General features: G+C 73.0%; 12 protein-coding genes. 4 read left to right on the top strand and 8 right to left on the bottom strand.

Annotated features, from left to right (window positions below; translation table 11 throughout):
- Positions 1-58 precede the first annotated feature (58 nt).
- Positions 59-787 carry an alpha/beta hydrolase gene (locus tag V6D49_RS08660; protein ID WP_340558550.1) on the bottom strand — a complete coding sequence of 243 codons (729 nt, stop codon included), beginning with the start codon at positions 785-787 and terminating at the stop codon, positions 59-61.
- 185 nt (positions 788-972) lie between these two features.
- Here V6D49_RS08660 and V6D49_RS08655 point away from each other — a divergent pair, with 185 nt between their 5' ends.
- Genes V6D49_RS08655 through V6D49_RS08645 form a run of 3 tightly spaced genes read left to right on the top strand, consistent with a single transcriptional unit; the run spans position 973 to position 4,246 of the window.
- Complete coding sequence (locus V6D49_RS08655) at positions 973-2,988, top strand: NADPH-dependent 2,4-dienoyl-CoA reductase (protein ID WP_340558548.1); 2,016 nt, start codon at positions 973-975, stop codon at positions 2,986-2,988.
- A 32-nt stretch (positions 2,989-3,020) separates the two neighbouring features.
- Positions 3,021-3,563 carry a PadR family transcriptional regulator gene (locus V6D49_RS08650; RefSeq protein ID WP_340558547.1) on the top strand — a complete coding sequence of 181 codons (543 nt, stop codon included), beginning with the start codon at positions 3,021-3,023 and terminating at the stop codon, positions 3,561-3,563.
- Positions 3,560-4,246 (top strand): (2Fe-2S)-binding protein, encoded by a 687-nt coding sequence (locus tag V6D49_RS08645; protein ID WP_340558546.1) that lies wholly within the window; start codon positions 3,560-3,562, stop codon positions 4,244-4,246. Before V6D49_RS08650 ends, V6D49_RS08645 begins: the two co-directional genes overlap by 4 nt.
- Here V6D49_RS08645 and V6D49_RS08640 read toward each other — a convergent pair.
- The 6 genes from V6D49_RS08640 to V6D49_RS08615 form a co-directional block, all read right to left on the bottom strand.
- Entirely contained in the window at positions 4,240-4,494 is a 255-nt protein-coding gene (locus tag V6D49_RS08640) for a Txe/YoeB family addiction module toxin (RefSeq protein WP_340558545.1), read from the bottom strand. The two genes, V6D49_RS08645 and V6D49_RS08640, sit on opposite strands and share 7 nt — an antisense overlap.
- Positions 4,491-4,751, bottom strand: a complete 261-nt coding sequence (locus V6D49_RS08635) for a type II toxin-antitoxin system Phd/YefM family antitoxin (protein ID WP_191210772.1) — start codon at positions 4,749-4,751, stop codon at positions 4,491-4,493. The genes V6D49_RS08640 and V6D49_RS08635 overlap by 4 nt, the downstream gene beginning before the upstream one ends.
- 126 nt (positions 4,752-4,877) lie before the next feature.
- On the bottom strand, positions 4,878-6,083 hold the full coding sequence (locus tag V6D49_RS08630; RefSeq protein WP_340558544.1) for a S8 family peptidase: 1,206 nt from the start codon (positions 6,081-6,083) through the stop codon (positions 4,878-4,880).
- 139 nt (positions 6,084-6,222) lie between these two features.
- Positions 6,223-7,266, bottom strand: a complete 1,044-nt coding sequence (locus tag V6D49_RS08625; RefSeq protein WP_340558543.1) for an ArsR family transcriptional regulator — start codon at positions 7,264-7,266, stop codon at positions 6,223-6,225.
- Positions 7,267-7,387: 121 nt separating this feature from the next.
- A complete protein-coding gene (locus tag V6D49_RS08620; protein ID WP_340558542.1) occupies positions 7,388-8,863 on the bottom strand; it encodes an alpha/beta hydrolase in 1,476 nt (491 codons plus the stop codon).
- A 60-nt stretch (positions 8,864-8,923) separates the two neighbouring features.
- Entirely contained in the window at positions 8,924-9,571 is a 648-nt protein-coding gene (locus V6D49_RS08615) for a hypothetical protein (RefSeq protein WP_340558541.1), read from the bottom strand.
- 124 nt (positions 9,572-9,695) lie between these two features.
- On the opposite strand from V6D49_RS08615, the gene V6D49_RS08610 reads away from it, so the two are divergent.
- Positions 9,696-10,313 (top strand): TetR/AcrR family transcriptional regulator, encoded by a 618-nt coding sequence (locus V6D49_RS08610; protein ID WP_340558540.1) that lies wholly within the window; start codon positions 9,696-9,698, stop codon positions 10,311-10,313.
- A gap of 170 nt (positions 10,314-10,483) precedes the next feature.
- On the opposite strand, the gene V6D49_RS08605 is transcribed toward V6D49_RS08610, so the two are convergent.
- Positions 10,484-12,010 (bottom strand): hypothetical protein, encoded by a 1,527-nt coding sequence (locus V6D49_RS08605; protein ID WP_340558539.1) that lies wholly within the window; start codon positions 12,008-12,010, stop codon positions 10,484-10,486.
- Between the last annotated feature and the right edge of the window lie 388 nt (positions 12,011-12,398).

Genomic DNA, 12,398 nt, shown 5'->3' with positions numbered 1-12,398 from the left:
GCCTCCTCGGTTCCTGGGTGGTGCGGCGGTGCGGCGCGGCGGGCGGGGCGGGCGGACGTCAGCCGGAGGGCCGGACGGTCCACTCCGTGAGCGCCGCCACCGGGTCGCGCACCGGGCCGGGGACGAGGGGTTGGAGGGTGTGCCCGAGTCCTTCGAGGAGTTGCACGCGTACGGTCAGCGGGTGGCGTCCGACGACGCGCCGTGCCGACCACTCCCCGTACATCTCGGGCCCGAGGACGGCCGGGGGCAGGCTGCCGGGGCGCTCGGCCTGCCCGTCGGTGAGGTAGCCGACGAGGTCGAGGCTGCCGTAGACGAGGTCGACCGAGTCGACGCGGGTGTCGATGAAGGCCTCCTCGTCGAGCATCGTGCCGACGAGGAGGACGCGGTCCAGGCGCGGGACGCGGCCGGACTCCAGCAGCCGCAGCACGGCCAGGCCGCTGACGGAGAAGCCGACCAGGCTGACGGGCCCGGTCGCCACGTGACGGTGGGCCCGGAGCAGCCCCTCCAGCCGCTCGACGCGCGCCCGCTCGTCGTCCTCGTCGACGAGGCGGCCGGGGGCGCGGGCGGGCATGTCGCAGGCGAGGACCTGGGCCCCGGCGGCGACCAGCCCGTCCGTCAGCCGGGCGAGGAGGCGGGCGTCGGTGCCGTCACCGTCGAGGGTGGTGACGGCGCTGGGCCCGGCGAGGAGGACGGTGGCGTTCGGCGGCCGGGAGGGGAACGACCGCCGGACGCGGTAGCCGCTGCCGTCGGGCGCCTTCCGCCACATCGTCCGCCGGTGCACCTCCACGCGGCCACCGCCTCCCCGTCGCGTCCTTCACCGCGGGGCCACGCTAGGAGCGGCGGCTCGCGAACGGATGGAGCACGCGTGGTGTGGCACAGCTCATGCGGCCCGCGTCGGGGCGGACCTTCCGCCTTGTGCACCTTGTTGCATAATCTCGTACCGGCAGCCCGTGGAGGCGAAGGAGTGTGGACGTGAGCCGGTACCCGAATCTGTTGCAGCCGCTCGACCTGGGGTTCACGACCCTGCCCAACCGGGTCGTCATGGGCTCGATGCACGTGGGCCTGGAGGAGGCCGAGAACGGCTTCGAGCGGATGGCCGCCTTCTACGCCGAGCGCGCCCGGGGCGGCGTCGGGCTCATCGTCACCGGCGGCATCGCCCCCAACGACGCCGGCCGCCCCTGGGACGGCGGCGCCGCGCTCACCACCGAGGCCGAGGCCGCGCAGCACCGCGTCGTCACCGACGCCGTCCACCGCGAGGGCGGACGCATCGCCTGCCAGCTCCTCCACTTCGGCCGGTACGCCCACCACCCCGACCTCGTCGCCCCCAGCGCGCTCCAGGCCCCGATCAGCGCCCACGTCCCGCACGCCCTGACCGACGCCGAGATCGAGCAGACGATCGACGACTTCGCGCGCGCCGCCGAGCTCGCCCGGGGCGCGGGCTACGACGGCGTCGAGATCATGGGCTCCGAGGGCTACCTCATCAACGAGTTCATCGTCTCGGCGACCAACCGGCGCACCGACCGCTGGGGCGGCTCCTACGAGAACCGCATGCGCTTCCCCGTGGAGATCGTCCGGCGCGTCCGCGAACGCGTCGGCCCGGACTTCATCCTCGTCTACCGGCTCTCCATGCTCGACCTCGTGCCCGGCGGCTCCACGCTGGAGGAGGTCGTGACGCTGGCCCGCGCCGTCGAGGAGGCCGGGGCCACCATCATCAACACCGGCATCGGCTGGCACGAGGCCCGCATCCCCACCATCGTCACCTCCGTCCCGCGCGGCGCCTACAGCTGGGTCACCAAGAGGCTGATGGGCACGGTCTCCGTGCCGCTGGTGACGACGAACCGCATCAACACCCCGGAGAAGGCCGAGCAGTTGCTCGCCGACGGTTACGCGGACATGGTCTCCATGGCCCGTCCCTTCCTCGCCGACCCGGAGTTCGTCGCCAAGGCCGCCGAGGACCGGGCCGAGACCATCAACACCTGCATCGGCTGCAACCAGGCCTGCCTGGACCACGTGTTCAACCTCAAGATCACCTCCTGCCTGGTGAACCCCCGCGCCTGCCACGAGACCGAACTCGTCCTCACCCCCACCCGGCGCCGCAAGAACGTCGCCGTCGTCGGCGCCGGCCCTGCCGGACTGGCCTGCGCCGTCTCCGCCGCCGAACGCGGCCACGCCGTCACCCTCTTCGAGGCCGCCGACCACATCGGCGGACAGCTCGACATCGCCCGGCGCATCCCGGGCAAGGAGGAGTTCGACGAGACGCTGCGCTACTACCGCACCCAGCTCGACCTGCGCGGCGTCGACGTCCGGCTCGGCACCACCTTCACCACGGCCGACGCCGACGCCTTCGACGAGGTCGTCGTAGCCACCGGCGTCACCCCGCGTACCCCCGACATCCCCGGCGTCGACCACCCCAGCGTCGTCAGCTACCTCGACGTGCTCCGCGACGGCGCGCCCGTCGGCGAACGCGTCGCGATCGTCGGCGCCGGCGGTATCGGCTTCGACGTCGCCGAGTACCTGACCGACGGCGGCGACGCCGCCAGCCTCGACCCGGAGACCTACTTCCGCCAGTGGGGCGTCGACACCGAGTACCGCGACCGTGGCGGACTGCGCGAGCCCGAGCGTCCCAAGCCGCCGCGCACGGTCCACCTGCTCCAGCGCAAGACCACCAAGGTCGGCGCCGGACTCGGCAAGACGACCGGCTGGATCCACCGCACCGAGCTGAAGCACCGCGGCGTCACCATGGTCGCCGGAGCCACCTACGACCGCATCGACGACGACGGCCTCCACCTCACCGTCGACGGCGACGCCCGCGTCCTGCCCGTCGACACCGTCGTCCTGTGCACGGGCCAGGACCCCCGGCGCGACCTGCACGAGGAGCTGCGCGCCGCCGGGCACACCGTCCACCTCATCGGCGGCGCGGACGTCGCCGCCGAGCTGGACGCCAAGCGCGCCATCCGGCAGGGGACCGAGCTGGCGGCGGCCCTCTGACCGCCGCCGCCCGGCGTGCCTAGGATGCGGACATGTCCCTGCCGCACGCCATCCTCACCGCCCTGCTGGAGAAGCCCTCCTCGGGCCTGGAGCTGACGCGGCGCTTCGACCGGTCCATCGGCTACTTCTGGACGGCCACGCACCAGCAGATCTACCGCGAGCTGGGCAAGCTGGAGCAGGGCGGGCTCATCCGCGTCCTTCCCACGGACGCTCCCACGCGCGGGCAGCGCAAGGAGTACGAGGTGCTGCCCGCCGGGCGGGAGGAGCTGACGGCCTGGGTGGCGCGCGTCGAGGAACCGAAGGCGGGACGCGACCCGCTGCCGCTGCGCGTGCGCGCGGCGGCGGTCGTCGGCAGCGCCGGGCTGGCGCCGGAACTCCGTCGCCACCTGGAGCTGCACCGGCAACGGCTCGCCGAGTACCTGGACATCGAACGGCGTGACTTCCCGCCCGGCCGCGACTCCGAACCGGACCGGCTCCGGCACGTCGTCCTCAGGGGAGGCATCCGCCTGGAGCACTTCTGGATCGAGTGGCTGTCGGAGGTCCTCGACGAACTGCCCGGGGACGCGCCCGCATGACCACGACGGCGGACTACCTCGCCCACGTCGCCCGCGTCGGCCCCTTCTTCACCGTCCACACCGGCCCCGCGCAGCCGTCCCCCGGCTTCCTCCGCCTCGCCGACCTGCACGCGCCGGGCCGCGCGCTCGACACCTACACCGCCTTCGTCGGCGCGCGCCTCGGCACCCGTGACGCGCGGGTGGCCGCGTCCACCGTCCACCTCGGCGTCGCCGCCCGGCTGTGGTCCCTGGCGCTCGCCTCCGCCGCCCTGCACGGCCGCGTCCCCGACCTCGGCCGCCTGTGGCTGCGCCCCGACCCGGCCGGCACGCGGTGGTGGCTCCCCGACCCCCGCGACGCGGACGGCCCCGACCCCGCCTCCGCCGCCTACACGACCGTCATGACGGACCACCTCACGCCCCTCGGCGACGCCGTCCGCCGCAGCACCGGCGTCTCCCCGCACACCCTGCGCGGCAACGCCGCCTCCGCCCTCGCCGGAGCCCTGCGCGTCCTCCTCGACGCCGCGCCCACCGCCCGCCGCGCCCTTCCCCTCACCCGGGCGCTGCTCGCCCGCGAGCCGCTGCGGGACGCCGGACGCCTCCACGTCGACGCCACCGGCGACCCCGTCTACGCCCGCCGCAACTGCTGCCTCTACTACCGCGTCCCCGGCGCCGCCACCTGCGGCGACTGCGTCCTCCGTCAGTAGTGGTACCGCGCCTGGACGACGAGGAGTTCGTCCCCTTTGACGCGATACACGAGGCGGTGTTCCGCGTCGATCCGCCGAGACCAGTAGCCGCTCAGATCTCCCTTCAGCGGCTCGGGCTTGCCGATTCCGGTGAAGGGGTCGCGCTTGCACTCCTCGATGAGCCGATTGATACGTCTGACCATGCGCCGATCGGATTCGGCCCAGTGGGTGTAGTCGTCCCACCCCTGATCCGTGAAGACAGTCTTCACTCGGCCTCTTCGACGTCGATCAACTCACGCGGCGAGACGCGGCCCGCCTCCGCCTCGGCGATGGACTCGGCCAGGCGTCGGGCATTCGCCGGTGAGCGCATGAGGTAGATCGTTTCCTGCCAGGAGGAGAAGTCCTCCTCTGAGATCAGGACCGCGTTGCCGCTGCGCGAGGTGATGTGGACGGGCGTACGGTCGTCGTTGACCTGCTGAATCAGGGGGAACAGGTTCTTCCGGGCCTCGCTGGCCGTGATGGACATGGGTCGCCCCTTTCGTGGTACCAGTTATCGTACCAGTGTTGACCGTCTTCGGCATGCCCGCCGCGCGCACGACGGGCCGGGCCCGGGGCGTCGTGCGCCGGGCCCGGCCCGTCGGGGCTCAGGGGGTCACTTGACCAGGTTCAGCAGCAGGTTCGGGGAGCCGGGGCCGGGGTTGCCGACGACGTCGCGCGCCGCCGCGTCCGTCAGCGCGCGGGAGACGTCCGCCGGGGAGGCCGAGGCGTTGCCCGCCAGGTACAGCGCGGCGACACCGGCCGCGTGCGGGCTGGCCATCGAGGTGCCGGAGATCGTCCGCGTCGCGCCGTCGTTCCAGGCGGCCGTGATGTCCACGCCGGGGGCGTAGAGGTCCAGCGCCGAGCCGTAGTTGGAGAAGCTCGCCTGCCCGTCCCCGTCGTCCGTCGCGCCGACGGTGATGGCCTCCGGGACGCGCGCCGGGGAGACGTTGTTCGCGTCCTGGCTCTCGTTGCCCGCCGCGACGACGAACGTCACGCCCGCGCCTATCGCGCGGCTCACCGCCTCGTCCAGCGCCGGGTCCTGCGGGCCGCCCAGCGACATGTTGGCGACCGAGGGCCCGGAGGCGTTCTCGGCCACCCACTCGATGCCCGCGACGACCTGCGCGGTCGTCCCCGAGCCGTTGTCGTCCAGCACCCGGACGCCGACGACCTCGGCGTTCTTCGCGACGCCGTGCTCGGTGCCCGCGATGGTGCCCGCGACGTGCGTGCCGTGCCCGTTGCCGTCCTGCGCGACGTCGTCGTTCTCGACCGCGTCGAAGCCGTTGCTCGCCCGGCCACCGAAGTCCTCGTGCTCCACCATCACCCCGGTGTCGATGACGTACGCGGTGACGCCCTCGCCCCCGTCGTCGGGGTGGGTGTACGTCCGGTCGAGCGGGAGGGCCTGCTGGTCGATGCGGTCCAGGCCCCAGTTCGGCGGGTCGGTCTGCTCGGCGGAGACCGTGTGCCGCTGGTTGACGTACACCTTCTCGACGGCCGGGTCGGCGGCGAGGCGGCGCGCCTCGCGCTCGGTGAGGGAACCGGCGGCGTAGCCGTTGAGGGCGGCGTCGAAGGTGTCCTCGACCGTGCCGCCGTGCTCGGTGATCACGTCCTCGCCGGCCTCGCTCTCGCCGGAGGAGACCGAGACGGCCGACTCCTTCATCGTGACGATGTAGCTGCCCTCGACCGCCGAGGCCGAACCGGCCCCGACGACCGTCGCCTCGGCCGGGGCCGCGCCCGCCGGGAAGGCCAGTCCGGTACCGATGGCCGCTGCGGCCACGGCCGCCGAGAGGCCGACGGTGAGCTTCTTCCGCGTCACTGCCATGTGAACGTCCTTTACTGCTGTGTGGGGGGAGCGCCGTGGGGGGCGCGAGCGCCGTGGGGGCGCTGACAGCAGACAAGCTCATGTACACGACAGCCAACAAGGGGCTTCGGATAACGGATATTTGAGGTGCATGGCGGCATTACGGCCCGACTCGGTCGGGGCCCGATTGGACACCCGGACGTCCGATGTCCAGTCGCGCGGCCATCATGCCGAGCTGGAAGCGCGTCGAGGCGCCCAGCCGTTCCATGACGCCGCTCAGCCGGCGCTGGAACGTGCGGTGACTGATGCCCAGCTGACGGGCCATGACCTGATCCGTCAGACCCGTCGCCAGCAGCGCCAGCAGGCGCGCGTCGTCCGGGGGCAGCCCGTCGGCGGCCGGGTGCCGGGCGTCCGACAGGAAGTCCGAGAGCGGCAACGCCCGCTCCCACAGCACCTCGAAGAACGCGCACAGCGCCTCCAGCAGCCCCGACGCGTGCACGACGATGCAGCTCGCCACCTCGTACGGGGACGTGCGCAGCGGCAGCACGCCCGTCTGCTCGTCCGCGAGCAGCAACTTCGTCGGGGCGTGCGGCAGGACGCGGGCCTCCTCGCCGAGGTCCGCGCACGCCAGGATGTCGCTGTGGGTGCTGTGGAACGTCGCCAGCCCCTCCGCGTCGTACAGCACCCGGTAGGCGACGCCGCGCCGCATCGTCTCGCCCTGGAGCGGCATCATGCCGGTGCGCGGGTCGTGTCGGTCGGGGTCGCTGTTGACGTACGGCGGCCGGTCGATGCCCCGGATCAGCCGCCGCGCGGTGCGTTGGAGCTGGTCCACCTGCTGGATGACGGCCGCCCGGCCGACGACGACCTCCACCACGTCCAGCGGGTCGCGCACGTCCGCGGTCGTCCGGAACCGGGCCGCCAGGTGGTGCACGTGGCGGCGCGCCCGCTGCAACTCCTCCTCGCGCGCGGTCAGCAGCGCGGAGAACGCCACGTCCGGTTCGACCGGCAGGAACCGGTCCGGCTCCCGCCGCCCGCCGACGACGCGCTCGATCAGCCCCAGCCCCTCCAGCGCCCGCAGTGTGGCCCGCAGCCGGGGGACGGACAGCCCGAGGCCGCCTTGGAGTTCCGGCACGGTGACCGCGCCGTCCACCAGCGCCTCGTACACCCGCTGCTGCACCGCGTCCAGATCGAGTGCCTCAAGCATGCTCGGATCGTGACCTCGGCGGCGCGATCACGTCAATGGCGCGATGACGCCACACATAAGCCCCCCACAGCCCCTTCACACATCGGTACGCGCTGGTCCGCACCAAGGCGACCGTCCCCCGTCACGTCGTCGGCTCCGCCGGGCAGGTGCGGTCCTCGGCCGGGCGCCGGCCCGTGGCCAGGAAGGTGGTGGCGGCGTCCTTCACGCAGGTGTTGCCGCTGAACGGGTAGACCCCGTGGCCGCCCTGATCGGCGATCACGATCCTGGCCCGCTCCCCGAGCGTGTGCCGCAGCCGCAGAGCGCCGGCCAGCGGGGTGCCCGGGTCCCGTTCGTTCTGGACCATCAGCACGTTCGACGGTCCCTCGTCGCCGATCCGCACCGGCTTCTCGATGCCCTCACGCGGCCAGAACGCACACGGCGTGACGCTGCCCGTGGACCCGCCCAGCATCGGGTACCGCAGCCGGTCCACCAGGGCGCCGAGCCGGTAGGCGCCCAGTTCCCGGGGCCAGGCGGAGTCCGCGCAGAGCACGTGGTGGCGGACGGCCAGCAGGTTCTCCAGGTCGCCCGGCGGTAGGTCGATGTCGACCGGCTCGCCCCGGTCGAGGGACTGCCACATCTCCGCCAGCGCGGGCAGGGACGCGTCGCTGTAGAGGCGGTCGAAGGTCAGCCCGCGGAAGGCCGTACCGTCCACGCCGCCGACCGGCCGATCCGTCAGACGGGCGGCGAGCCGGTGGTAGGTGGCCGTCACCTGGGCCGGGGTGCGGCCGAGCCCGTACTCCGGGTGCTCGGCCACGTAGGCGGCGAAGTCCGGGAAGCGGTCGTGCATGCCGCGCGCGAGCAGCCGGAACGCCCTGCGGTCGTAGCCGCCCGGACCGAGGTTGCTGTCGAGCACGATCCGGTCCCCGCGCCGGGGGAACAGCGTGGCGTAGACCGCGCCGAGGTGGGTGCCGTAGGAGGCACCGAGGTAGGAGATCCGCCGCTCGCCCAGGGCCGCCCGGATCCGGTCCATGTCGCGGGCGGTGTTGGCGGTCGTGGTGTGGGGGAGCATCCAGGCGCTGCTGGACGTGGCGCACCGCCTGGCGATGGCACGGGCCTGGTCCGCCCCCTCGGAGAAGTCCGCGGGGGAGTGGACGTACGGCGGGAAGTTGCCGCGCTGCTGCTGGGACGGCGTCAGGTCGCACGTCACCGGAGTGCTGCGGCCCACGCCTCGGGGGTCGAAACCGACGACGTCGTACGCGTCCAGCACACTCTTCGGCAGACCGGAGGCCGCGAGCACGACCGGGTACCCGAGCCCCGTTCCGCCCGGTCCGCCCGGGTTGGTCAGCAGCACCCCGCGCCGTTTCGCCGGGTTCTCACTCGGCAACCGCGAGACGGCGATGTCGATCTGGCGGCCGTGGGGGCGGCGGTAGTCGAGCGGGACCTTGAGCGTCGCGCACTCCAGCCGGCTCGTCGTGCGGGGTTGCTCCGCACAGGGCCCCCACCGCAGGGCGCCGGGCGGGTCCGCCGCACCCGTCGTCGCGGCCGACGCCCCGCCCGGTGTGAGGACCGCCGCGACGGCGGTGACGGCGAGGGTGAGGGACAGGGCTGTGCGGTGCATACGGGGTCCTCGTTCCGGCTGTGGTCGGTCAGTCAGTTGGTCGGTCGGTCGGTCGGCCGGTCAGCTTCCCGCCGCGTCGAGGAGCCAGTGGTGACGCAGACGCAGGGCGCGCTCCATGCCGGCGAGCACGGCCGTGATCCCGAGGGCGACGTTCAGCCACGTGGGGAGGCTGATCAGCGGTTCGACCGGCCCGAAGCGCTCGGCGACGGGGGGCAGGGCGGCGAGCGGCACGAGGATCTCCTGGGCCAGCAGGACGGTGCCGATCAGCAGCGCCGCGACCGACAGGGCCTTGACGGCCCGGCTCGCGACGGGGTGGTGACGTGCGAAACGGGCCCGGCGGCCTTCGGCGGAGCGGGGGTCGGGCCTGAGCTGACGCTCGGTGGAGTCCGCGGCGACGAAGTGGCAGCGCTTGACGCCGAAGCGGCTCATCGCCACCTCGATCGTCCCGCCCTCCACGGGGAAGGCGACCGGCATCCTGCCGACCGCGTGCCGGCGGCCGTCGCGGTAGAGCTGCGCCGTCACCTCACCCGAGGACTGGTTGTGCCAGTGCCGCACGTCCACGGTGTAGCGGGGGGCGTGCGGGTCGGCGGGGTCGAGGTGGAACAGGGCGCGGCCGGGCAGCTGCCACCACCGGAAGCGTGTGAGTTCCCGTCCGTCACCGGGCCGGACGCGCCCCTCGGCGCGACGGCGTCGCCACTGCTGCAACACGTGGGTGCCTCCTCGTCGTGGCCGATGCGTTGGCCGATGCGTGCCGGACCGCTGGGGCGGTGCGCACGCCGACACGCTAGCACAGTGTACTAGTACGCCGTACTAGTGAGATCATGGCGCCACCATGAACGACGAGAAACCGCCCAGCACGCGCGAACGGATCCTGGCGGCGGCCGCGGACATGCTCGCCGAGGACGGCCTGACGGCACGTCTGAGCGTGCGCGCGGTCGCCGCGCGGGCCGGGGTGAGCATCGGCTCACTGCGCCACCACTTCCCCACCCAGCAGGACCTGCGCGACGAGCTGACGCGCCGCATCTTCGACTGGATCGCGCCCACGGACCCCATCGACGACCGGTCCCTGCCCGCTCGGGACCGCCTCGCCGGGTGCCTGGGCCAGGTCCTGGCGGCGGTGGGCGCCGGCCCGCAGGCGCGCGAGGCCCTGGCCGTCGCCGTCCGGACGTTCGTCACCGCCGAGCAGACCGAGCAGGTGCGCGCGTCCTACCGGGCGGTCGAGCGGGACACCCAGCACCGTCTCGAAGGCTGGCTGAGGACCCTGGCCGAGGAGGGCGCGCTGTCCGTCGACGACGTTCCGCGCAGTGCCCGCCTCCTGTCCACCGTCGTCAACGGGCTCGCGTACCAGCGGGCGATGCCGGCGGATGACACCCTCACGGAACGCGAGCGGGAGACGCTGTACACGGCCGTGGACGCGGTCCTGCGCCCGCACCCCCCGCACCGGACGTGAGGCCGACGTGGCGGTCGTCGGCACCCGGCTCCGCTGTTCCAACGGAGTCGGCCTCACCGGCACGGCGGACGCCGACCCGGACGTCCGACTGACCGGCCTGGCGACCCGCTACGTCCGGACCCGACGTCCGGACCGGCGCGGCCGCAGGCGCGGGACGTCGCCGGAGGGGATCAGCGGGGGAGGGTGATGCCGAACGCGTCGCCGTCGGACCCGGCGGACCAGCCGAGATCCCCTTCGGCCAGGGCGGTGGCGGACTCCAGGTCGCCTGGCCGCACCTTCACGACGGTGACGGTCCCGGCGGCGTTTCCAGGGGAGCCGATGAGGGGTTCGTCGCGTCCGTCGCCGTCGGTGTCGAGAGCGCCGACGGTCCAGCCGAAGTGGTCGGCCTCCCAGACGGTGCCGGGGACACCGGGCGTGTCCTGGTCGATCCAGACGGCTCCGCTCGCCGAGATGCCCCCGGTCGCGTTGCCGAAGAGCACCATCGACGCGCCGGAACCCGTCGCCGAACCGATGGCCTCGCTGCGCATGCCGACGATCAGGTCGTCCACACCGTCGCCGTCGAAGTCGCCCGCCGCCAGCGAGGAGGCGAAGTAGTCCTCGGGTTCGGGCCCACCGGCGATGCCGGGGGAGTCCTGGTCGAAGACCTCGACGTCGTCGTGGGAGAGGCCGTCCTCGTCGGCGTAGAGGACCGCGAGGCGTCCGGCGGCGCCGTCCTCCCCGACCTTCTGGTCGGAGACGCCGATCGCGACGTCGAGATAGGGGTCGTCGTTGAAGTGACCGAGGGCGAGGGCGCTGCCGGAGAACTCGCCGATGCCGTCGATGTGGGCGGAGTCGATGTAGCCGCCCGCACTCGGGGCGTCGTCGAACGGGCCGTACAGGACGTGGACGGAGCCTCGGTCGGAGCTGCCCGAGATCTGCTCGCCCAGGGTGGTGACGACGAGGTCGGCGTGGCCGTCGTCGTCGATGTCCCCGACGGCGAGTTGCTCACCGAAGCGGTCCTCGGCCTCGGGGGTGCCGGGGACGTGGGGGGTGGACTGGTCGATCCACACGGCGGAGGAGGGGTCCAGGCCACTGCCGGAGCCGAAGACGACCCTCAGGGAGCCCGCGTTGGCGTGGCCGTCGACGTGGTCGAGGGGAGCTCCGATGACGAGGTCGTCGTAGCCGTCGCCGTTCAGATCGCCGGAGGCGAGGGAGTAGCCGAAGAACTCGTCCCAGCCCACGGCGCCGGGCATGCCGGCGGTGTCCTCGGAGAAGGCCGTACTCCGCGACGCGTGGACACCGCCGGAACTGCCGTAGTGCACGGAGACGTATCCGGCGCCCTGGGTGGTCCCGATGGCCTCAATCGGGGCGCTGACGGCGAGGTCTGCGTAGCCGTCAGCGTCGAAGTCCGCGCTGGTGAACGCCTGTCCGAAGCTGTCGTCCGGCTCGGCGGCCCCGGGGACGCCGGGGGACTCCTGGTCGAGCCGGACGGAACTGCTGGACGGACCGCCCGACGTGCCGTTCGCGACGACGACCGAACCGGCCGCCCTCTTGCCCGCGACGACGTTGCCGGGCACTCCGATCGTCAGGTCCGCGATGCCGTCACCGTTGAAGTCGTACGGCTGCACCGTGGGTTCGGTGGCCCCGATCAGCAGGCTGCTGACGGTCACGGTCCCGGCGGCCACCAGCACTCCGGCCATGACCAGCCTGCCGCGCAAGCGCGGGGACCTCGTTCTCGTCGCAGCCATGACTCCCCTTCGCGCGGCGGCTTCCTCGATCGAAGACGCAGGGTAACCAGGGCAAGATCTCAACTTGATCACTGCCTGCGGCCCACGGACCGCAGGTGTGGCGACCGTCAGTCGCAGACAACCCGGCGGTCACACGCGGCGGTTGGGGGCACGACCCGGCCCGCCTCCGGCGCGGCGACACCTCGATGACCTGCGCAGACGTTATGCATCCGTTGTCATGACCAACGCAGCTGGGGCCATCGATCATCTAACGTTTACGCCGCTCAGGGTCCTCGCACTCACGTCCGTGGCTCCGCGCGTCCACCTGCCCCACTTGTTCTGTGGCCGACCGCCCCTCGCGGGTGCGGTCGGCGTTGTT

It is taken from the genome of Streptomyces sp. GSL17-111 (assembly GCF_037911585.1).
Classification (GTDB): Bacteria; Actinomycetota; Actinomycetes; order Streptomycetales; family Streptomycetaceae; genus Streptomyces.
This window is presented reverse-complemented; position numbering and strand designations above follow the sequence as displayed.